Source organism: Celeribacter persicus (genome assembly GCF_003050785.1).
Taxonomy (GTDB): domain Bacteria; phylum Pseudomonadota; class Alphaproteobacteria; order Rhodobacterales; family Rhodobacteraceae; genus Celeribacter; species Celeribacter persicus.
This window is the reverse complement of the sequence record NZ_QAOH01000009.1, coordinates 59,498-79,819: the sequence shown is the minus strand read 5'-3', so window position 1 is coordinate 79,819 and position 20,322 is coordinate 59,498. Positions and strand designations below refer to the sequence as shown.

Genomic DNA, 20,322 nt, shown 5'->3' with positions numbered 1-20,322 from the left:
TTGACTTTCAGCGTTGGAAAGCGCATATCCGACCTGATCACTAAGGAATACGCGCCATGTTCATCCAGACCGAATCCACGCCGAACCCCGCCACGCTGAAATTCCTGCCCGGCCAGACCGTTCTGGAAACCGGCACCGCAGATTTTACCACGGCTGACGCCGCCGCAAGCTCGCCGCTCGCGTCGCGCATCTTCAAGGTCGGCAATGTCAGCGGCGTCTTCTTCGGCTCCGATTTCGTCACCGTCACCAAAGACGAGGCAACCGATTGGGACCATGTGAAACCGGCGATCCTCGGTGCGATCATGGAGCATTTCCAGTCCGGCGATCCGGTCATGGAAGGCGAAAACACCGCCCCCGCCGGTCATGCCGATCACGATGGCCCGGACAGCGAGATCGTCCAGCAGATCAAGGAACTTCTGGACACCCGCGTGCGTCCGGCCGTGGCGCAGGACGGTGGCGACATCACTTTCCACGGCTTCGATCGCGGCATTGTCTATCTGCATATGCAGGGTGCCTGCGCCGGTTGCCCCTCCTCGACGCTCACCCTGAAAATGGGCATCGAGAACCTGTTGCGGCATTACATCCCCGAAGTGCTCGAAGTGCGCCCGGTTGCGGCCTGAGGCCCCTGTCCCTGAACCCCGTGACCCTGAAACCTGTGTCTGAACTGACCACGGAAGACTTGGCCGCTCTGCATGCGGCCTGTTTCACCACACCACGTCCTTGGTCCGCGACGGAGTTCGCGGACCTTCTTGCTTCCCCCGCTGTATTTCTCGTGACAGGCGAAGGCCCCTCCTTCGCCTTGGGTCGCGCGGTGGCGGGCGAAACTGAACTTCTGACTCTTGCCGTGGCGCCAGAAGCCCGTGGACACAACCTCGGGCGTCGTGCCTTGCAAGGCTACGAGGCGGAGGCTTTGGTGCGTGGAGCAGAGGACGCCTTTCTCGAAGTCGCCACAGACAACACGGTCGCGATCTCTCTCTATCGCTCGGAAGGTTATCGCGAATCCGGGCGACGCAAAGGCTATTACGTTACTCCGGATGGGGAGAAAATCGACGCTCTGGTGTTCACAAAGCGCATAAAACAGACGTGACCCAACGTTATACTGTGCGTAGAACCGCAATCCCCGTCGGAACTGCGACCGATTGGTCAAATATGGTAAAATGTGTATTGACCCCCGGACAGGGACACGCCCTAATCCGGGCCAAGGCGCGCATTTCGTGCGTTTAGACACGGGCCGTGACGTGTCTGTCTTGCCGGGTTCTTCCGGGATGGCATGGGGCGGCCCCAATACAAGTACCTAACGGGAGATTACCATGACCCTGATGAAAAGCTTTCTCGGCGCGGCGGCCACTCTGGCACTCACCTCTGGTGCCGCTATGGCCGAACCTGCGATCATCTTCGACCTCGGTGGCAAGTTCGATAAATCCTTCAATGAAAGCTCTTACAACGGGGCCGAGCGCTGGAAAGCCGAAACCGGTGGCACCTATCGTGACGTCGAATTGCAATCCGACGCCCAGCGTGAACAGGCTTTGCGCCGCTTCGCCGAAAACGGTTTCAACCCGATCGTGATGGCGGGCTTCTCATTTGCCACCGCGCTGGAAACCGTCGCGGCCGATTTCCCGGACACGAAATTCACCATCATCGACATGGTCGTGGACGCGCCGAACGTGCGCTCCGTGGTGTTCAACGAACATGAAGGCTCCTACGTCGTGGGCGTCGCCGCCGCTTACGCAGCGAAAGGCGATACCGTCTCCTTCGTCGGCGGCATGGACATCCCGCTGATCTCCAAATTCGCCTGCGGCTACGCTCAGGGCTTCAAATCCGTGAAACCCGAGGGCAAGGTCATCGTCAACATGACCGGCACCACGCCCGCGGCCTGGAACGACCCGGTGAAGGGCGGCGAACTGACCCGTGCGCAAAAAGCGGCTGGCTCCGAAGTGGTCTTCGCGGCGGCTGGCGGCACCGGTCTCGGTGTTCTGCAAACCGCTGCCGACGAAGGCATGCTCGCCATCGGTGTGGACAGCAACCAGAACTACCTGCAACCGGGTCACGTCCTGACCTCGATGGTCAAGCGCGTGGACAACGCAGTTTATGACGCCTTCATGCAGGGCGAAGACCTCGAACCCGGCATCTTCGTGATGGGTCTCGCCAATGACGGCGTCGGAGCCGCCATCGACGAATACAACGAAGCCCTGATCACCCCGGAAATGAAAGCCGCGATGGACGATGCCACCGCGAAAATCATCTCCGGTGAGGTCGTGGTGCACGACTACATGACCGACGAAACCTGCCCGGCTTACTGAGGCAGGTCGCGCATGAGCGTTCAGAACGAGGCGGGGCGGCAGGAAACTGTCGCCCCCACCGCATCCGCCCCCGCAATCGAACTGCGCGGGATTTCCAAAGCGTTCGGCCCGGTACAGGCCAACAAGGACATCGCGATATCGGTGGCCAAGGGCTCGATTCATGGCATCATCGGCGAGAACGGCGCGGGCAAGTCCACGCTGATGTCGATCCTCTACGGGTTCTACAAGGCCGACAGCGGCCAGATCCTCATCAACGGCAAAGAGGTCCATATCACCGACAGTCAGGCCGCGATTGCCGCTGGCATCGGCATGGTTTTTCAGCATTTCAAACTGGTGGAGAATTTCACCGTTCTGGAGAATGTGATTCTCGGCGCCGAAGACGGCGGACTGTTGAAGCCCTCGCTGGCAAAAGCCCGCAAGCTTTTGGAGCAACTCTCTGACGAATATGAACTTTCCGTCGATCCCGACGCCTTGATCGAAGACCTCTCCGTGGGCCACCAGCAACGGGTCGAGATTCTCAAGGCGCTCTATCGGCAGGCGGATATCCTGATTCTCGACGAACCCACGGGCGTGTTGACACCCGCCGAGGCCGATCACCTCTTCCGCATTCTCGAAGGGCTGAAAGAACAGGGCAAGACGATCATCCTGATCACCCACAAACTGCGCGAGATCATGGAGATCACCGACACGGTGTCCGTGATGCGGCGTGGCGAGATGACCGCGACCGTAAAGACCGCAGAGACCTCGCCCGAGGAGCTTGCCGAACTGATGGTCGGGCGCAAGGTTTTGCTCCGCGTCGACAAGAAACCCGCTACGCCGGGCAAACCGGTGGTGCAGATCGAGAACCTGCGCGTCGTCGACGAACAGAAGGTCGAGCGTGTCAAAGGCGTGTCCTTCGAGGTCCGTGAAGGCGAAATTCTCGGCATCGCTGGCGTCGCGGGCAACGGTCAGACCGAACTTCTCGAAGTGCTGGGCGGTTACATGAGTGGCACTGGAAAAATCCTCATAAACGGTCAGGAGATCGACCTCTCCGGCAAGCACTCGAACGGCCAGACCCGGCGCGCACGCGGCATTTCCCATGTGCCGGAGGATCGCCATGACGAGGGTCTGATCCTCGAATTCCAGGCTTGGGAAAACATGGTGTTCGGCTATCACCATGCTCCGGAATATCAGAAAAACGCGCTTTTGATGGACAATGCCGGGATCAAGGCAATGACCCAGAAGAGCATGGACAAATTCGATGTCCGCCCACCGAACCCGAAGCTTGAGGCCAAATCGTTTTCCGGCGGCAACCAGCAGAAAATCGTGCTGGCCCGCGAGATCGAGCGCAACCCGGACCTCTTGCTGGTCGGCCAGCCGACCCGTGGCGTCGATATTGGCGCGATCGAATTCATCCACCAACAGATCGTGGCGCTCCGCGATCAGGGCAAGGCGATCCTCCTCGTCTCCGTGGAACTCGACGAGATTTTGTCTCTTTCCGACCGGATCATCGTCATGTTCGACGGTCAGATCATGGGCGAGCGCAGACCTGCGGAAACGAACGAAGGGGAACTTGGTCTTTTGATGGCCGGGATCACCGATGAGAAGACGGAAGAAGCGGGGGCACAGAAATGAGCAAAATGCCGAAATGGGCGGATGCCGTCCTCATTCCGCTGATCTCCATCCTGATCGCCTTCTTCTTTTCCGGAGTGGTGATCTGGGCCATCGGCAAAGACCCCTTCGTGGCGATCAAGACCATGGTACAGGGCGCGTTCGGCTCGACCCAGGGCGTCGGCTATACGCTCTATTACGCCACGAATTTCATCTTTACCGGCCTTGCTGTGGCCGTCGCCTATCACGCGCGCCTGTTCAACATCGGCGGCGAGGGGCAGGCAACATTGGGCGGGCTTGGCGTTACGCTCGTCTGCCTTGCCGTACCGTGGCCGCACTGGGCGCTCGCGCTTCCGGCAGCGATGATCGGCGGCGCGCTCTTCGGTGCCGCCTGGGCCTTCATCCCGGCGTGGCTTCAGGCGAAGCGCGGCAGCCATATCGTGATCACCACGATCATGTTCAACTATATCGGCGCGGCCCTTTTGGGCTATGTGCTGTTGAACGTGTTGAAAGTTCCCGGTTCCATGCTGACCGAGAGCGCGCGGTTCCCGGCCGGGGCTCACCTGCCGACCTTCCATGAAATGCTTGCCCCCTTCGGCATCAATTTCAATAAAAACGCACCGGCGAACATGTCCTTCCTCGTCGCCATTCTGGCCTCCGTCGCCTTCTATTTCCTGATCTGGCGCACCCGGCTCGGTTATGAAATCCGGGCCTACGGGCAATCGGAAACGGCAGCGAAATACGCGGGTATCAACCCCGCGCGGATCGTGATCATCGCCATGCTGATCTCCGGCGCGCTGGCGGGTCTCATGGCAATCAACAACGTCATGGGCGAGGCCGAGCGCCTCATCGACAACGCCGTCGAAGGCGCAGGCTTCATCGGCATCGCCGTGGCACTGATGGGCCGCAATCACCCCATCGGCATCTTCCTCGCCTCGATCCTGTTCGGATTTCTCTATCAGGGCGGTGCGGAACTGGCGTTCTGGGAATCGATCCCACGCGAATTGGTCGTCGTCATTCAGGCGCTCGTGATCATGTTCACCGGTGCGCTCGACAACATGGTGCGGGTGCCGCTCGAAAAGCTGTTCCTCGCGTTCAGCAAAAAGAAGGAGGCGTAAGAGATGGACTATCTCACGATCATCCAGATCCTCGACAGCTCCGTGCGTCTCGCGACGCCCCTGCTTCTGACCTGTCTCGCCGGGCTCTTCTCCGAGCGCGCGGGTGTCGTCGACATCGGTCTTGAGGGCAAGCTTCTTGCCGCCGCCTTCCTTTCCAGCGCCGCCGCCGCCGTCACCGGCTCGATCTGGATCGGGCTTCTGGCAGGCATCGCGGGCTCGCTCGCCTTCTCCATGATCCACGGGCTCGCCTCAATCACCTTCAAGGGCGATCAACTCATTTCCGGCGTGGCCCTCAACTTCCTTGCCGCCGGTCTCACCGTCGTCGTGGGTCAAAGCTGGTTCCAGCTTGGCGGGCGCACCCCCTCGCTCAACGGGGCCGAGCGGTTCAGCCCATGGACCCTGCCCTTCTCCGAGGCACTGGCGAAAATCCCGGTCATCGGTCCGGCCTATGACGAGTTGATCTCCGGCCACACGGCGCTCACCTATCTGGCGCTTCTCTCGGTGCCATTATCTTGGTGGGTGCTCTATCGCTCCCGCTTCGGTCTGCGTCTGCGCGCCGTGGGGGAAAACCCCAGTGCCGTGGACACCGCCGGGATTTCCGTCGTGCGCCTGCGTTACGCAGCACTTGTGATCGCGGGTGTGCTCTGCGGTCTCGCGGGCACCTACCTCGCCTCTCTGGCGGCAGGTTTCGTCAAGGATATGTCGGCGGGTCGGGGCTATATCGCGCTTGCCGCACTGATCTTCGCCAAATGGCGTCCGTGGTATGCACTCTGGGCGACACTGCTCTTCGGCCTTCTGGAAGCCATAGGCAACCGATATCAGTCCATCGCTTTGGGCGATATCGTGATCCCCGTGCAGTTCATGCAGGCCCTGCCCTACATCCTGACCGTGATCATCCTCGCCGGTTTCGTCGGCAAGGCGATCCCGCCGCGCGCCAGCGGTCAATCCTATGTGAAGGAACGCTGAAACAGAATTTCGACACTTGCGAAAACGGGCCTTCAGGCCCGTTTTTTGTTCCATCCTCACGGCTCAGCATTTGACGCGCCCTGCAAATCATTGCATTGCTGGAAGAAACACGCCGCGAAAGCCTGAGCCACATGCAGATTTTCCTCCCCATCGCAGAAGTCTCGGTCAACGCCTTCACCCTTTTAGGGCTGGGCGGCATCGTCGGCGTTCTCTCGGGCATGTTCGGCGTCGGTGGCGGTTTTCTCATCACGCCCCTGCTGTTCTTCGTCGGCATCCCCCCCGCCGTCGCCGTGGCCACTTCCGCCAATCAGATCGTCGCCTCTTCAGTCTCGGGCGTACTTGCGCATTTCAAACGCAAGACTGTCGATCTCAAGATGGGTTTTGTGCTTTTGGCAGGGGGCCTTGTCGGCTCCGCCATCGGCATCCAGATTTTCAACCTGCTCAAGGCCATGGGTCAGGTCGATCTGCTCGTGACCCTGTGCTACGTCGTCTTCCTCGGCATCATCGGCTTTCTCATGCTGATCGAGTCGATCCGGGCAATCAAACGTGCCAAGGGCCGCCCCGGCGGACGTCCGGCGCGCAAGAAACATCTCTGGGTTCATACCCTGCCCTTCAAGATGAAATTCCGCGCCTCCGGGCTCTATATTTCCGCCATCCCGCCCATTGCCGTCGGTGTCATGGTGGGCATGCTCGGCGCGGTGATGGGGGTCGGCGGTGGCTTCATCATGGTGCCCGCGATGATCTACATCCTCGGCATGCCGACCAAGGTGGTGATCGGCACCTCCCTGTTCCAGATCATTTTCACCGCCGGGTTCACCACGCTTCTGCACGCTTACACGAACCACACGGTCGATGTGCTTCTGGCCTTCCTCCTTCTGGTCGGCGGCGTCATCGGTGCGCAGATCGGCACCCAGATCGGTCTCAAGCTCAAGGCCGAACAGCTCCGCATCGCGCTCGCCCTGCTTGTGCTCGCCGTCTGTCTCAAGCTCGGGATTGACCTTCTGATCCCGCCCAAAGACCTCTATTCGCTGGGGTCGTGATGATGCATCGGATTGTCGCCCTCCTCCTTCTCTGCCTCCTGCCACTCGGCGCGCAAGCCGAACAGGTCATTGCCGCCCTGAGCCAGACCCGCGTCTCGGTGAACGCCAATTTCGACGGTTCGGAAATCCTTGTCTTCGGCGCCGTGAAACGCGACCGGCCCGCCCCGGAAGACAGCCCGCTCGACGTGATCATCACCGTGTCGGGGCCGGAACGGGTCGAGACCATCCGGCGCAAGGACCGCCGTTATGGCATCTGGATCAATGTGGAGGCGCAGGTGATGGGCCACTCGCCGACATTCTACACCGTTGCGACGACCCGTCCGCTTGCCGATATTCTCCCGCCGCTGACCGACAGCCTGTGGAAAATCACCGATGACAAACGCGTTCTGCCCGGCATGCGTGGCCATCCGGCACGCGAGGCGCTCATTGAGCTACGTGAAAAGGCAGATCTCTACCGCACCCGCGAAGGCGAGGTCGAGTTGAGCGCAGACACCCTCTTTGACACCTCCATCGCCCTGCCCTCCAACATCGTCGAAGGGGCCTATAACACGCGGATTTTCCTGTTGCGCAACGGTGAGGTGATCGACAGCTACGGCACCTCGATCAATGTCCAGAAGGTCGGGATCGAGCGCTGGCTCTACAACCTCGCCTATTCGCAGGCGCTGCTTTACGGCATCATGGCATTGGCGATCGCGGCACTGTCCGGCTGGGGCGCATCCGAATTGTTCCGTCTGATCCGGCGTTAAAGCCCGTCTTCAAATCCCATATCTGCCTGTGGCTCCAGCGTCAGAGGCGCTGCGGTTTTTGCCGTAAGATCGGCCACCGAAAGCGGCCCGGAAGGTTTAGCCAACATGGATCGCGTGACCCAGAACAGCCGCGTTTCCGCCCGTGTGATCGCCACATAAGCCAGACGTTTCCACAAGGGGATGCCCGCCTCCGTCCGCCCTGCGCGCGCGGCAGCGTAGAGATCGGGCGCGAAGACCTGCACATTCTGCCACTGGCTGCCCTGCGCCTTGTGGATCGTGACCGCCGCACCATGCAGGAACGCCGCCCCCATGCGCGCAGCATAGGGGATAAAGGGCTCCTCCTCGTCGGGAAATTCGATCTTTACGATGGAGGCCGCCGAGATGTTCGGATCTTCCGCCCCCATCACATGCAGGCGCGAGAAACCGGGTTTACGACCGGGGCCGAGATAGACAACCTGCGCGCCTTTGATCAGTCCGCGTGCTTCGAGATCGAGCCGCTTCTTGCGGTGCTTCATCGGTAGCTCGATGCCGTCACAGATCAGCGGCTCACCGGGCAAAAGCGCATCGTCGGGCGCATCGAACACCTTGCGAAATGCCTGAATGAGCCGAATGCGCGTCGCGTTGCGCCAGACGAGCACCGGAGAGCGCGCCATCAGATCGCTTTCGACCCGGCTGGCATAAACCACCCGGTCGTCGCGCCGGGCGGCGTCTTCGATCATCCGTTCGAATTGCTCGAACCCGAGGTTCGGGTCCGCGAGTGCGTGGGCGAGATCCAGGATCGGGTTATCCGCCTCCTGCCGGTGAATGCGGTGCAGAACGTGTTGCTTTTCCTCGGGCAGGCTCTCAAACACCATCTCACCCGACTGGTTCACCGGCGCAAGCTGCGCCGGGTCGCCGAACAGCACGAGTGTGGGAAAGATTTCCTGCAAATCCTCGAACTGACGCTTGTCCAGCATCGAGCTTTCATCAATGAATCCGATGTCGAGCGGGTCTTCGCGGCGTTTCCAGCCGGTGATGAAATCCGAACCCCGAAGCCCCGCCGCCGCCAACGCGCCGGGAATGGATTTGTGGTTCTGGTAAAACGCATAGGCCCGGTCGAGCGCCGCGTCCGTGAGCCCTTCGATCTGCAAACCCTCTAGGTCCGGCCGGTCACCATTGCCCGCCAGCCATTCCGCAATCGCCTCATATTCCGGGTCATAGACCGGCGTGTAGAGAATGCGGTGGATCGTCGTCGCAGGCACGCCGCGTGCGCGCAGCACCGAAGCCGCCTTGTTGGTCGGTGCGAGGATCGCCAGTGTGCGACGCTCCTTGCGCCTCTTGCCCTCCCAGTCGCCGGAGACGATCTCCACCCCGGCGGCATCAAGCGCCTTGTACAGCTCGGAAAGCAAAAGCGTCTTGCCCGAACCGGCCTTGCCGATCACGGCGCAGAGCTGGCTCGTCACCGTGGCCTGCGGCGTGATGACACCATCCTCCAAATCGACACCCACACGTGCGAGCATTGCGGCGATGGCATCAAAGGCTTCGGCCTGATCGGAGGAGAAGGTCAGCGTCATGGGGGGACCATAAAGGTCCCCCGCACGGGGCGCCAGAGGGATCAGGCGATGGCACGCTGATCCTCGACATAGGGATGATCGAAGGCGTCACGGAACCAGCGCTTCGAGGTCTCGCGATCAATGCCGGCTTTCTCAAGCGTCGGTGCGAACACTTCTTCGTGCATCTCCCAAAGCCCGACACCGACCGCCTCCCGACCCTCGCCGGACCGGCCAAGCACATCGGGCTTGAGCCCCATGAGCGAATAGATGCGTTCCATCCGCGGGTCGAACACACCGACGAAATGCTTGAGGTGGAATTCCTCCATGATCTCGCCCGCACCCAGCGTGAGCGCGGCAGTCACCTGGCGATCCGCGCCGGGGGCGAGGCAAAAGCGGGTGCACTCCCAGATGAACGGGCTTTCGATCCGCACCCCATCGGTCAGGAACAGGAAATGATCGTTCACCATCGTGTTCCCCGTCGTCGGCAGGAACCGCATCGAACCGCCGTGGGTGCCATCGGGCTTTTGCCAGATCACATAGAGCGGGTTGATCTCGTCGTATTCATCATGTTCCTCGCCTGCGGCATTGACATGCACGTCCCACCCGAGACGGCGTTTGAACTGATCGGCGCGGTCCCGGAACATGGTGTCGCGCAGCAGCGGGAAATGGCAAAGGTCTTGTCCGTAAATATAGCGCAGCATTGGGATATATCTCCTGTCTCCGTCAACTCAACTGGACATTAGCGTCCAAGAGTTAACCATAGACTACCCCGGGCGTACGCCATTCGCGTACAGATCCCGGAACACGCTCCAGAGCATTTTTTATGCAGAAATCCTGCGCAACCTGACGTAAATCGGCACTCAGATGATGATCAACCCTAAGGAGAGAGCCCGAGCCACGGCATGAGTCGTGTTCATCGCCCCGAGTTTGTGCCGCGCAGATTCGATATAAACCCGCAGGGTATGCTCCGATATCCTCATCTCGGCCGCCGCCTGCCCACGGCTAAACCCCTTGGCGATCAACGTAATGGCGGCGGTTTCCCGGGGCGACAAGGTCGGACCACTCTGCACATCTCCCGGCGCATCGAAAGACAGGGCCTTCTTGTTGAACTCATGCGCGACGATCATCAGATCACGTTCGTAGCGCGTGATGAAACGCTCCCATTGATCATCCGTGGCATTATGGCTGAGGGTCAGAAGCGCGAACTGACCATTCGGGCCACGCAATGGGATTGTGTAGCCCTGATTGCCGACCCCGTGATCCAGCGCATCGCGAAAAAAGGCTTTTGCTGCTTTGGAGGACCAGTCGAGCTGCTTCCAGTTGACCGGCGTGAAGCGCTGGAAACAACCGAACAGCACCGGGTCCATGCGCAGGTAATCTTTTTCGAGATAGCGATCGACCCATTCCGAGGAGTAGGTGCCCGCGCCGAAGCGTTCCCCGACACTGTTTACCCAATGGTAAACAACATGAGTAATATTCAGGAGATCGCGCAACCCGACGGTCGCCTCCTGAAACCTCTCAAACGTGTCAACTTGCTGAATAACCTCCAGAAAGTCTTGCAACTCCGTCGCCATGCACCCCCGCCTGTTCCGACAACGCGGCCTGATCCCTGTTCGACAGTTCTGCGGCCACAACAAGACAGGTATCGGCGAGCTGTTCCGCGCTCGTTGTCAGCCCGTTCTGTTCCGCGAAAGTCCGCAGATCTGTGAGTACATCAAGAATCCAATCGTTGCGCATGTAAACCCTCTTTCGGCATTCGGATGGGTGTATTTTCAACTTTAGGCATGGATTTTGCATTTTGATATTCGCGGTTTCACCCTCCCCATAAATGGTGAGGTAAGTTCACGTAACCGGATGAATTCAAATATTCCGTTAATTTTCACGAGATTGCTCGTTGAGATGCGGAGGATTTCAGGATTTGCGAAGCCGCATCGAGGCGCAGAGGCAAAATCAACCGATAGTTGCGCCCCTCTAACAGCCAAAAAAAATCCCGCCCTCTCATAACGAGGGCGGGACATTGCACGGGGATTGCGCCCCTCTCAGGAAGATCTTATTTTCCAGCGTCAAGTACATCCTGCAACGTATGAAGCCCGGTTTTCGGCGACTGCACCAGAACTGCCATGTTGCCCGGTTTGTGCTGGTTTTTCAGCATCTTCATATGTGCCGCCGGAATATCTTCATAGCTGAACACTTCCGACATGCAGGGGTCGATTTTTTCCTCGATCACCAGACGATTGGCTGCGGCGGCCTGTTTCAGGTGGGCGAAGTGAGACCCCTGCAAGCGCTTCTGATGCATCCAGATGTAACGCACGTCGAAGGTACAGTTGAACCCGGAGGTCCCGGCACAGATCACCACCATGCCGCCCTTCTTGCAAACGAAGGAAGACACCGGGAAAGTCGCCTCACCGGGGTGTTCGAACACCATATCGACGTTGTTCCCCTTGCCGGTGATGTCCCAGATCGCCTTGCCGAACCGACGTGCTTCTTTGAACCACGCGGCATATTCCGGCGTGTTCACCTTGGGCAACTGCCCCCAGCAATCGAACTCCTTACGGTTGATCACGCCTTTCGCGCCTAGCCCCATGACGAAATCGCGCTTGTCCTCACCGGAGATCACCCCGATCGCATGCGCGCCCGCCGCCTTGGCAAGTTGGATCGCGAAGGAGCCGAGACCGCCCGAAGCGCCCCAGACCAGAACCGTCTGGCCGGGCTTCAGATCGTGCGGCGCATGACCGAAGAGCATCCGGTAGGCGGTCGCCAGAGTCAGCGTATAACAGGCGCTCTCTTCCCAGCTCAGATGCTTCGGACGCGGCAGAAGTTGCTGCGCCTGAACACGGGTGAACTGCGCGAACGATCCGTCCGGCGTCTCGTAACCCCAGATTCGCTGGGACGGCGAATACATCGGATCGCCACCGTTACATTCCTCGTCGTCGCCATCGTCCTGATTGCAGTGGATCACAACCTCGTCGCCAACTTTCCAGTTCTTCACACGGTCGCCAACCGCCCAGACGATACCCGAAGCATCGGAACCCGCGATGTGATATTCGGCGCCATGGCCGTCAAAAGGCGAGATTGGCACACCGAGACCGGCCCAGATACCGTTGTAGTTCACACCCGCCGCCATCACGAGGACAAGCACCTCGTGGCTGTCCAGCTTCGGTGTGTCCACCACCTCGTTCTTGAAGGAGGTTTCCGGCTCGCCGTGGCGTTCACGCCGGATCGCCCAAGCGTACATCTTCGGCGGCACATAGCCCATCGGCGGGATTTCCCCGATCTCGTAGAGCTCTTTCTCTTCGACCTCATAGACCGGCTGGTTGGTGTCGAGCGCCATGTCATGTCCTCCAGTTCTTCCCAAGGCCGCGTCGGATCGCGCTTCTGATCCCGGTTGAGCCCGCCTTGGAACACCCTCCCGTGCCGCGATGCAGAATCGCGGCGCACTGACATGGTGATACGCGCCTAAGTGAAATTATGCAATGCTATAGCAATCATTTTTGAAATTATATAACCGAGCAAATGCAGAAAAATAAGATAAATCCAAAGAAATCAACAATGTTATTCGAAAATCATCAGAGAAATATCCTTACGTCACAAGGCAAATCATGAAATTTTCCTGCTCTGCCGCGACGCGGCGAATTGACATTGGCACATTATTCCACGCATAAAACGTCCTGAGAAATATTGTTGCACGCAACAAGATAAACACACGAATGGGAGGTTTGCGATGACCGACACGGCACATGAGGTGAAAAAGGATCCCCTCACCAAAGATCGTCCCTGGCTCTTCCGCACCTATGCGGGGCATTCCACGGCCAAGGCCTCCAACGCGCTTTATCGTACCAACCTGTCCAAGGGCCAGACCGGCCTCTCCGTCGCTTTCGATCTGCCCACGCAAACGGGTTATGACAGCGATCACGAACTGGCGAAAGGCGAAGTCGGCAAGGTCGGCGTGCCGGTCGCGCATCTGGGCGACATGCGGATGCTGTTCGACCAGATTCCGCTAGAGCAGATGAACACCTCGATGACGATCAACGCGACCGCGCCTTGGCTTCTGGCGCTTTATATCGCCGTCGCGGAAGAACAGGGCGCGGATATTTCCAGGCTTCAGGGCACAGTTCAGAACGACATCATCAAGGAATATCTCTCCCGCGGCACCTATGTCTGCCCGCCCCGCCCGTCGCTGCGGATGATCACGGATGTCGCCGCCTACACGCGCGAGCACCTGCCGAAATGGAACCCGATGAACGTCTGCTCCTATCACCTGCAAGAGGCCGGTGCGACGCCGGAGCAAGAACTTGCCTTCGCCTTGGCAACCGCCATCGCCGTTCTGGACGACCTGAAAGAGAAAGTGCCTGCGGAGGCCTTTCCGACCATGGTCGGGCGGATTTCGTTTTTCGTGAACGCAGGCATCCGGTTTGTCACCGAGATGTGCAAGATGCGCGCCTTCGTGGAGCTTTGGGACGAGATCACCCGTGAACGTTACGGCGTCGAGGACCCGAAATTCCGCCGCTTCCGCTACGGGGTGCAGGTCAACTCGCTGGGCCTCACCGAGCAGCAACCGGAGAACAACGTTTACCGCATCCTGATCGAAATGCTGGCCGTAACCCTGTCGAAAAAGGCCCGCGCCCGCGCGGTGCAGCTTCCGGCTTGGAACGAGGCGCTCGGCCTGCCCCGGCCTTTTGACCAGCAATGGTCGCTGCGCATGCAACAGATTTTCGCCTATGAAACCGACCTTCTCGAATATGAAGACCTCTTCGACAACAACCCCGCCGTGGAGCGCAAGGTTGCGGAACTGAAAGAGGGCGCACGGGCCGAGTTGCAAACGCTCGACAGTATGGGCGGCGCGATCGAGGCGATCGAATATATGAAATCGCGTCTCGTGGAGGCCAATGCCGAACGCATCGCGCGGATCGAGGCGGGCGAGACCGTTGTCGTCGGTGTGAACAAGTGGACCACGGGTGAGCCCTCGCCACTTACAGCGGGCGATGGCGGCATCATGAAGGCCGATCCGGAGGCCGAGGCCGATCAGATCGCGCGCCTCACCGCATGGCGCGAGAGCCGCGACGAGCAAGCCGTGCAGTCCGCACTCAAGGAGTTGCGCGAGGCGGCGGCCAGCGGCGTCAACGTCATGCCTGCCTCGATCAAAGCCGCGAAAGCGGGCGCGACGACCGGCGAATGGGGAGATGTGGTGCGCGCGGCCTTCGGCCAGTATCGCGGCCCCACGGGCGTCTCGACCAACCCGTCGAACCGCACCGAAGGCTTGGACGAGATCCGCGAAGAGGTCGCTCGCGTGTCCGCATCTCTGGGCCGCAAGCTCAAGTTCCTCGTTGGCAAACCCGGCCTCGACGGGCATTCCAACGGTGCCGAACAGATCGCCGCCCGCGCTCGCGACTGCGGTATGGACATCGCTTATGAGGGCATCCGCCTGACCCCGGCCGAAATCGTTGCCGCCGCCAAAGCCGATGACGCTCATGTGGTTGGCCTGTCGATCCTGTCCGGCTCGCATATTCCGCTGATCGAAGAGCTGATGCGTCAGATGAAAGAGGCGGGACTGGGACATATTCCGGTGGTCGCAGGCGGCATCATCCCCGAAGAGGATGCCACCTATCTGCGCTCCATCGGGGTTGCCCGCGTCTACACGCCGAAGGATTTCGAACTCAATCGCATTATGTTCGACATCGTTGCACTGGTCGATCCGGCCTCCAAAGCCGCAGAGTGATCCTCACTCGTCGAAGTAAGTGACGAGCGCATCGTAGGAATAGCTTTCCGCGACAGGCCCCATATCCTCCGGGTCGAATTTCGCATCCCAAGGCAGGCAGTGCAGACCACAAACCTGTGCTGCCACCATCTCCGTCGTGTCGATGTACCAAAGCCGCCCGCCGGGCGTTGCGACCCAGCCGTCGATACCCTCGCTCTCATCGGCCTCCATGTCATCGACCGAGGGCGTTTCAGAAGCATAACCAGATACGAAAGCCCCATGGCTGTGATAAGAGGCCGTCACCACGGCAAGCTCCACCGGATCACCGGGACGACAACCATATTTCCCGCCACGCTTCGGCTGGGTGGCTTTCAGCGTCCCCTCCGCAGTCAACCCGATATACCCGCAATATTCCCGGTTCTTTCGGATCGAGAGCGGCTGCACCTCGGCAAACAGCGCTTTGACCAGGCGAAGCTCTGCACCGTCCCGTGCCTGCGCCCCCGCGCTCAAGATCACCGACCCCAAAGCGGCAAGCAAAAAAATCGGTCTCTGCATCCTATACAATCCCTGCACGGGCTGGCTTTATACCCTCCAAAGAGGTTTACCACGAGGATACGGACCATGCCGACCCCCCATATTTCCGCCCAGCCGGGCGATATTGCCGAAACCGTCCTGATGCCGGGCGATCCTTACCGCGCCAAATGGGCCGCAGAAACCTATCTTGAGGACATCAAGCTGGTGAACGAAGTGCGCGGCATGTTTGGCTTCACCGGCACGTACAAGGGCAACCGCGTCACCATCCACGGCTCCGGCATGGGAATGCCCTCGATCTCGATCTACGCCAATGAGTTGATCACGGAGTACGGCGCCAAAACGCTGATCCGCATCGGCTCCTGCGGCGCGATGCAGCATCATATCAAGGTGCGCGACGTGATCATCGCCATGACCGCGACCACCATGGGCACGACGCCGTCCGCTGGTTTTTTCAAGGAAATCAACTACGCACCCTGTGCCGATTACGGTCTTCTGGAAGCCGCCGTTGCCGCCGCGCGTCAGAAAGACACCGGCGTGCATGTCGGCAATATCTATTCCTCCGACGTGTTCTATGCCGAGCGTCCCGACCTCGATGAGGTGATGATCCGCCACGGCATCCTCGGTGTCGAAATGGAAGCCGCCGAGCTTTACACCGTCGCCGCCCGTCATGGCGTCCGCGCATTGGGTGTGATGACCGTGTCCGATCACTTGCTGACACATGAGGCGCTTCCGTCCGATCAACGCGAGAGGAGCTTTGGCGACATGGTCGAGATCGCGCTTGAGGCGGCTTTCGCATGAGCATGCCCAAGCGCCAGCTCGGCGCAAATGGCCCGATGGTGAGCGCCATCGGCTTTGGCTGCATGAGCTTCGCAGGGTTCTTCGGCGCGGCCGATGACGAGACCTCGCTCGAAACCCTCGCCGCAGTCGAGGCCGCGGGCATCGACTTCTGGGACACCGCGAATCTCTATGGCATGGGCCGTTCCGAACGGATCATCGGCCAGTACCTCAAGGAAAGCAGTGCGCAGGTGACGCTTGCGACCAAAGTCGGCATCATCCCCGGACCGCCCCGCGCGTTCAACAATGAGGAAGATTACATTCGCGCCGAGCTGGAAAGCTCGCTCGAAAAGCTGAATCGCGACAAGGTCGAGCTTTACTACATCCACCGTCGGCAACAGGAACTTCCCGTCGAGAAAGTCGCCGAGACCATGGGTAAGTTCATCGAAGAGGGATTGATCGACGCCTGGGGCCTTTCCGAGGTTGCGCCCTCGACCATTCGCCGTGCGCACAAGGTCGTGCCTGTTACTGCCGTCCAAAACGAATACTCGCTCTGGACCCGTCAGCCTGAGTTGGGCGTGATCCAGACCTGCGAGGAGCTGGGCATTACCTTCGTCCCCTTCTCCCCCATCGCGCGTGGGGCGCTGGGTGTCGCCGATCTCGACCCCGCCGCTTTCCACGACAGTGATTTCCGCAAATCGAACCCGCGCTTCATGGGCCAAAACTGGTTGGAAAACATGGAGTATATCCGCGCATTCCGAACCTATGCCGCGAAAAAGGGCGTCTCTACACCTGCACTGGCGCTCGCATGGGTGCTGCATCAGGGTGATCACCTCATCCCGATCCCCGGCACGAGGACGAAAGAACACCTCGCCGACTGGGCCGATGCGGGAGAAATCGGCCTCTCGGAGGACGATCTTTGGGAAATCGAGCAGATTCTGCCTGCGGGCTGGGCGGCGGGCGACCGCTATGCCGACGCACAAATGGTCGGCGTCGAACGCTATTGCTGAAATGACAAAAGCCCCGCGAGGGGCTTTTTCACTCAAACGATCAGGCGATGCCTTATTCGTAATAGGCGTACATCTGGTCGAGCACGTCCAGCTTGCGTGGTGCCATTTGCTCGCCGGTGTTCACCGCCGGGGTGGACGGTGCATAGTATTCCAGCCATTCGGAGACTTTCATCGTGGTCTCTTTCGCGGCGGCGTCTTTCAGTTTCGCGTCGTGCAGGGTCATGTGTCAGTCTCCGTTAAGGGTCCTTTGGGCCCTCCCTTGCGCACATAGGTATGCCGCAACGCCACCTGTGACAGCCCCCATATGGCGCATAGTCGTCATGCGCATGCTGCAACGCAGCGCCGGGGATACATCTTTCAGGAGTTTTCAGAGACGCGTGCTATTCCCGCCCGCCGCAGAACTTAGGCTCCCCCTCTTCGGTCTCGGCCTCTGCGCCACAGACCGGACAGCGCCAGCGCACGCCGTTCTCATCCTTGCCAATCTGTCGCCAGCGGCATGCGCCGGTCTTATTGGAGCGCATGAGATACATGCCGACGTAAAGCGCGATGACGATGAGAGGGACGAGGAACAGCATGCCCTCTCATAAAGCGTTTTTCTTTTTATCTGAAACAGGGAAAAAGCAAAACGCGGTACAACATATAAACGGTGTGAGCGTTTCACACTAAATCTGTGGTTAAGATTTAATGCGAAACGCTTTAGCCTCCGGCACCCGAATTGGGAAAGCACGGTTCCGTTACGGTTTTGGCCCGGGCTCTTGTGACGTCACGGCTGCGACGGCTTTGCGTTTGCGCCCCCAGAAGCCCGTGCCTTCCGGCCCGTACCAATCCTCGTTGCGCGTGAAATACATGGTCGCGGCCAAGGCGACAAAAGCCAGAGACGCCCCTGCAAGCAACGCATAATCCGCAGAGCGCAGGATCAGATAGAGCACACCATAAAGCACCAGAAGCATCACCCCCAGCACCGCCGTGCGCCGCCCGAGTTTCAGCCCCACAGCTCCGAAGAAGGTCAAAAGCGCCACGGTCGCACCGGCGGAGAGGGCATATGCAGGACCGAATCCGATCTGTTCGGAATAGGCCACCATCAGCAGGACGAAAATCGACTGCGCCAGCCCAATGAGAATGTATTGCACCGGATGCGCCGGGCGCTCCGTGCCCTTTTCCACCAACAGAACGGTGAGGAAGGTCAGCGCGATGAACAGAATCGAATAATTCGCCGCCCGATAGGACTTTTGATAGAAATCGTTCGGTTCGATGAAATCGACCCCGAAGGCCATACCATAACGCAGCGCCCGGGTGTAATCCTCCCGCGTCATCTGCGGCAGCGTGCGCGCCAGGTGCGGGATGGTCCATGTTGCCGAAAATCCGGCGTCGGAAATCTCTGATCCGTCCGGCAAAAATGCACCGCGGAAACTCGGGTGCGGCCAATCCGAGGAGAGCGTTACCACACTCTGGCGTCCGACAGGTGCGATCTGGAGCAATTGCGCCCCATTGGCCCCGAGCGTCAGCTTATACTCGCTCTTGCCACGCGGGTCGCCCAAAGCCGCCATGATCCCTGCCGCCTCGTCGGCAGAGGCAATCGGTTCGAGCGGCACCTCCGTCCCATCCACACTCAGCACCGCCTGCCCGCGCAGCGCGGCATTCGACGACAGCGACAGGATCAACTCGGCCTGATCCCAAAGGATGACCTCATCATTCACCGCCTGAGACGCGATCTGGTCCCAAGGGAAATCGAACCCCATCTCAATAGCCGCCTGATACACCGGCACAGAGAAAATACCACGGTGGCGGATTTGCGTCCTGGTGTCGATGGCCACATCGAACCGCCCCGGATAGACATAAATCGGATCGCGATTCACCGTGACCTTGCGCGTCACCTGCCGCTGGCGCGGAGTGCCATCGGTGTCCAGTACGACCTCCCCGGTTTCCGGATTGATGACCGCTTCCCGCTCTATACGCTCCACGGTTTCCTCGACCGGAATGACCAGCATCGGCCCCGCAATCACCTGCTCGCCGCCCCATTCGCGTCCGACCTCGCGCAATGTGTTTTGCGAATAGTTCTTCCGGCTCTGCACAATGTCGGAGACAAAGAACAACGGAATAAACATCAAAAGCGTCAGCAAGCCGACGATCAGAAACCGGGCTCCGATGGATTTGCGCATAGAGGACTCCTTAAACAGTCAGGCAAACGATGCCGAGCCGCAAACTCTGGTTCAAGGGGGAGAAGCACGCAAAGAAAAACCCCGCCGAGTTGGACCGACAGGGTAAACGGCACAGAGGTCAGGCCGTCGCTTCCGCATTATGAACGCCGAAATTTTCCAACGGCAGGGTATAGTGCTCTTGCAGAAATGCGATGAGTTTTTCCGGCCTGTCCTGCGTGATGTGGTATTCGCAGAACCGGGCTTCCGGACGTTCTGCAAAAAAGTCACGCATCCGAGCCTCAAACTGCGGTTTATATGCTTCCCAATGCCGCTCAAGAACGTCCTGTCTCTGCCCCATCGCGCGAAGCGCCCTGTCGATAAAAGAGCCGAATCCATTGGACTGATGGCGGATTCTGGATCTGATCCAACTTTCAGTGGAACGTGTGTTCAGGATGAAATAGGCATTCGGATAGGCCTCGTAGAGTTTATCGAAAAAATAATTTGCCTCGAGAAAATAATCATCCCGCACATTTGAAAATTCGGAATAACAGTCAAAATCTTCAATCGTTTCCAGAGGCGGACGTCCACAGGTGATATTTGAAATCAGGATATTCGCCAGATAGCGCCCCGGTTTGTTTTTCTTTGGGAGTTCGCCCCAGTGAAAGGACCGATAGCCTGACAGCTTGAACCATTGGTGCAGCGCCGTAGTCGCGGTTTTGTTAAACCCCAGAATGAAAACCTTGGGGCGATCAGGCGATCGGGACATTTCTGTCTAAACTCCATTCAGGGATGTCATTAATAACAGGCAAGCGCGCTCCTTATGGGAACGCGCTTGTTTGATCGTCCAAGAAGCCGTGAGCACGTTACGCTTTCACCGAA

General features: G+C 59.4%; 21 protein-coding genes. 11 read left to right on the top strand and 10 right to left on the bottom strand.

The genetic code is table 11. The features are described from left to right. Window positions 1–56: 56 nt before the first annotated feature. From C8N42_RS12820 to C8N42_RS12785, 8 genes are all read left to right on the top strand, one after another. Complete coding sequence (locus C8N42_RS12820) at window positions 57–620, top strand: NifU family protein (RefSeq protein WP_107816968.1); 564 nt, start codon at window positions 57–59, stop codon at window positions 618–620. A gap of 20 nt (window positions 621–640) precedes the next feature. Further along, window positions 641–1,087, top strand: coding sequence for a GNAT family N-acetyltransferase (locus C8N42_RS12815; protein ID WP_245890113.1), 447 nt, complete (start codon window positions 641–643; stop codon window positions 1,085–1,087). Window positions 1,088–1,310: 223 nt separating this feature from the next. Next, entirely contained in the window at window positions 1,311–2,300 is a 990-nt protein-coding gene (locus tag C8N42_RS12810) for a BMP family lipoprotein (RefSeq protein ID WP_107816967.1), read from the top strand. A 12-nt stretch (window positions 2,301–2,312) separates the two neighbouring features. Continuing rightward, a complete protein-coding gene (locus C8N42_RS12805) occupies window positions 2,313–3,914 on the top strand; it encodes an ABC transporter ATP-binding protein (protein WP_107816966.1) in 1,602 nt (533 codons plus the stop codon). Then, entirely contained in the window at window positions 3,911–5,008 is a 1,098-nt protein-coding gene (locus tag C8N42_RS12800) for an ABC transporter permease (protein ID WP_107816965.1), read from the top strand. The genes C8N42_RS12805 and C8N42_RS12800 overlap by 4 nt, the downstream gene beginning before the upstream one ends. Window positions 5,009–5,011: 3 nt before the next feature. Continuing rightward, a complete protein-coding gene (locus C8N42_RS12795; protein ID WP_107816964.1) occupies window positions 5,012–5,974 on the top strand; it encodes an ABC transporter permease in 963 nt (320 codons plus the stop codon). A 131-nt stretch (window positions 5,975–6,105) separates the two neighbouring features. After that, the gene (locus tag C8N42_RS12790) at window positions 6,106–7,014 is read left to right on the top strand and encodes a sulfite exporter TauE/SafE family protein (RefSeq protein ID WP_107816963.1); all 909 of its coding nucleotides are present in this window, start codon (window positions 6,106–6,108) and stop codon (window positions 7,012–7,014) included. Next, window positions 7,014–7,760, top strand: a complete 747-nt coding sequence (locus C8N42_RS12785; RefSeq protein WP_107816962.1) for a TIGR02186 family protein — start codon at window positions 7,014–7,016, stop codon at window positions 7,758–7,760. The genes C8N42_RS12790 and C8N42_RS12785 overlap by 1 nt, the downstream gene beginning before the upstream one ends. On the opposite strand, the gene C8N42_RS12780 is transcribed toward C8N42_RS12785, so the two are convergent. The 5 genes from C8N42_RS12780 to ccrA all read right to left on the bottom strand — a co-directional run bounded on the left by C8N42_RS12780 (window position 7,757) and on the right by ccrA (window position 12,623). Beyond that, window positions 7,757–9,313 (bottom strand): ATP-dependent DNA helicase, encoded by a 1,557-nt coding sequence (locus tag C8N42_RS12780; RefSeq protein WP_107816961.1) that lies wholly within the window; start codon window positions 9,311–9,313, stop codon window positions 7,757–7,759. The genes C8N42_RS12785 and C8N42_RS12780 overlap by 4 nt on opposite strands. Before the next feature lie 41 nt (window positions 9,314–9,354). Then, on the bottom strand, window positions 9,355–9,993 hold the full coding sequence (locus C8N42_RS12775) for an acyl-homoserine-lactone synthase (protein ID WP_107816960.1): 639 nt from the start codon (window positions 9,991–9,993) through the stop codon (window positions 9,355–9,357). 159 nt (window positions 9,994–10,152) lie between these two features. After that, the gene (locus tag C8N42_RS12770; protein WP_107816959.1) at window positions 10,153–10,866 is read right to left on the bottom strand and encodes a helix-turn-helix transcriptional regulator; all 714 of its coding nucleotides are present in this window, start codon (window positions 10,864–10,866) and stop codon (window positions 10,153–10,155) included. Continuing rightward, a complete protein-coding gene (locus C8N42_RS21390; RefSeq protein WP_146168272.1) occupies window positions 10,820–11,029 on the bottom strand; it encodes a hypothetical protein in 210 nt (69 codons plus the stop codon). Before C8N42_RS21390 ends, C8N42_RS12770 begins: the two co-directional genes overlap by 47 nt. 313 nt (window positions 11,030–11,342) lie before the next feature. Further along, window positions 11,343–12,623, bottom strand: a complete 1,281-nt coding sequence (gene ccrA / locus C8N42_RS12765; protein ID WP_107816958.1) for a crotonyl-CoA carboxylase/reductase — start codon at window positions 12,621–12,623, stop codon at window positions 11,343–11,345. A gap of 390 nt (window positions 12,624–13,013) precedes the next feature. On the opposite strand from ccrA, the gene C8N42_RS12760 reads away from it, so the two are divergent. Next, on the top strand, window positions 13,014–15,008 hold the full coding sequence (locus tag C8N42_RS12760) for a protein meaA (protein WP_107816957.1): 1,995 nt from the start codon (window positions 13,014–13,016) through the stop codon (window positions 15,006–15,008). Between the two features lie 3 nt (window positions 15,009–15,011). On the opposite strand, the gene C8N42_RS12755 is transcribed toward C8N42_RS12760, so the two are convergent. Beyond that, complete coding sequence (locus tag C8N42_RS12755) at window positions 15,012–15,542, bottom strand: DUF4329 domain-containing protein (protein ID WP_107816956.1); 531 nt, start codon at window positions 15,540–15,542, stop codon at window positions 15,012–15,014. Between the two features lie 66 nt (window positions 15,543–15,608). On the opposite strand from C8N42_RS12755, the gene deoD reads away from it, so the two are divergent. Both deoD and C8N42_RS12745 read left to right on the top strand, forming a co-directional pair. Next, entirely contained in the window at window positions 15,609–16,319 is a 711-nt protein-coding gene (gene deoD, locus C8N42_RS12750; protein WP_107816955.1) for a purine-nucleoside phosphorylase, read from the top strand. Beyond that, window positions 16,316–17,305: an aldo/keto reductase gene (locus C8N42_RS12745; protein WP_342747972.1), complete on the top strand. Its 990-nt coding sequence runs from the start codon at window positions 16,316–16,318 to the stop codon at window positions 17,303–17,305. Before deoD ends, C8N42_RS12745 begins: the two co-directional genes overlap by 4 nt. Window positions 17,306–17,357: 52 nt before the next feature. Here C8N42_RS12745 and C8N42_RS21635 read toward each other — a convergent pair whose 3' ends face one another. From C8N42_RS21635 to C8N42_RS12730, 4 genes are all read right to left on the bottom strand, one after another. Next, window positions 17,358–17,528, bottom strand: a complete 171-nt coding sequence (locus tag C8N42_RS21635; protein ID WP_170109298.1) for a hypothetical protein — start codon at window positions 17,526–17,528, stop codon at window positions 17,358–17,360. A 157-nt stretch (window positions 17,529–17,685) separates the two neighbouring features. Beyond that, window positions 17,686–17,880, bottom strand: a complete 195-nt coding sequence (locus tag C8N42_RS12740; protein ID WP_107816954.1) for a hypothetical protein — start codon at window positions 17,878–17,880, stop codon at window positions 17,686–17,688. Window positions 17,881–18,039: 159 nt separating this feature from the next. Further along, window positions 18,040–19,464 (bottom strand): cell envelope integrity protein CreD, encoded by a 1,425-nt coding sequence (gene creD, locus C8N42_RS12735; protein WP_107816953.1) that lies wholly within the window; start codon window positions 19,462–19,464, stop codon window positions 18,040–18,042. A gap of 118 nt (window positions 19,465–19,582) precedes the next feature. Further along, complete coding sequence (locus tag C8N42_RS12730) at window positions 19,583–20,209, bottom strand: sulfotransferase (RefSeq protein WP_107816952.1); 627 nt, start codon at window positions 20,207–20,209, stop codon at window positions 19,583–19,585. Window positions 20,210–20,322 lie beyond the last annotated feature (113 nt).

Bases quoted from the DNA above. Each gene is read 5' to 3' on its own strand.
- C8N42_RS12820 (WP_107816968.1), top strand. From the start codon at position 57: ATGTTCATCCAGACCGAATCCACGCCGAACCCCGCCACGCTGAAATTC.
- C8N42_RS12810 (WP_107816967.1), top strand. From the start codon at position 1,311: ATGACCCTGATGAAAAGCTTTCTCGGCGCGGCGGCCACTCTGGCACTC.
- C8N42_RS12805 (WP_107816966.1), top strand. From the start codon at position 2,313: ATGAGCGTTCAGAACGAGGCGGGGCGGCAGGAAACTGTCGCCCCCACC.
- C8N42_RS12800 (WP_107816965.1), top strand. From the start codon at position 3,911: ATGAGCAAAATGCCGAAATGGGCGGATGCCGTCCTCATTCCGCTGATC.
- C8N42_RS12795 (WP_107816964.1), top strand. From the start codon at position 5,012: ATGGACTATCTCACGATCATCCAGATCCTCGACAGCTCCGTGCGTCTC.
- C8N42_RS12790 (WP_107816963.1), top strand. From the start codon at position 6,106: ATGCAGATTTTCCTCCCCATCGCAGAAGTCTCGGTCAACGCCTTCACC.
- C8N42_RS12785 (WP_107816962.1), top strand. From the start codon at position 7,014: ATGATGCATCGGATTGTCGCCCTCCTCCTTCTCTGCCTCCTGCCACTC.
- C8N42_RS12780 (WP_107816961.1), bottom strand. From the start codon at position 9,313: ATGACGCTGACCTTCTCCTCCGATCAGGCCGAAGCCTTTGATGCCATC.
- C8N42_RS12775 (WP_107816960.1), bottom strand. From the start codon at position 9,993: ATGCTGCGCTATATTTACGGACAAGACCTTTGCCATTTCCCGCTGCTG.
- C8N42_RS12770 (WP_107816959.1), bottom strand. From the start codon at position 10,866: ATGGCGACGGAGTTGCAAGACTTTCTGGAGGTTATTCAGCAAGTTGAC.
- C8N42_RS21390 (WP_146168272.1), bottom strand. From the start codon at position 11,029: ATGCGCAACGATTGGATTCTTGATGTACTCACAGATCTGCGGACTTTC.
- ccrA (WP_107816958.1), bottom strand. From the start codon at position 12,623: ATGGCGCTCGACACCAACCAGCCGGTCTATGAGGTCGAAGAGAAAGAG.
- C8N42_RS12760 (WP_107816957.1), top strand. From the start codon at position 13,014: ATGACCGACACGGCACATGAGGTGAAAAAGGATCCCCTCACCAAAGAT.
- C8N42_RS12755 (WP_107816956.1), bottom strand. From the start codon at position 15,542: ATGCAGAGACCGATTTTTTTGCTTGCCGCTTTGGGGTCGGTGATCTTG.
- deoD (WP_107816955.1), top strand. From the start codon at position 15,609: ATGCCGACCCCCCATATTTCCGCCCAGCCGGGCGATATTGCCGAAACC.
- C8N42_RS12745 (WP_342747972.1), top strand. From the start codon at position 16,316: ATGAGCATGCCCAAGCGCCAGCTCGGCGCAAATGGCCCGATGGTGAGC.
- C8N42_RS21635 (WP_170109298.1), bottom strand. From the start codon at position 17,528: ATGACCCTGCACGACGCGAAACTGAAAGACGCCGCCGCGAAAGAGACC.
- C8N42_RS12740 (WP_107816954.1), bottom strand. From the start codon at position 17,880: ATGCTGTTCCTCGTCCCTCTCATCGTCATCGCGCTTTACGTCGGCATG.
- creD (WP_107816953.1), bottom strand. From the start codon at position 19,464: ATGCGCAAATCCATCGGAGCCCGGTTTCTGATCGTCGGCTTGCTGACG.
- C8N42_RS12730 (WP_107816952.1), bottom strand. From the start codon at position 20,209: ATGTCCCGATCGCCTGATCGCCCCAAGGTTTTCATTCTGGGGTTTAAC.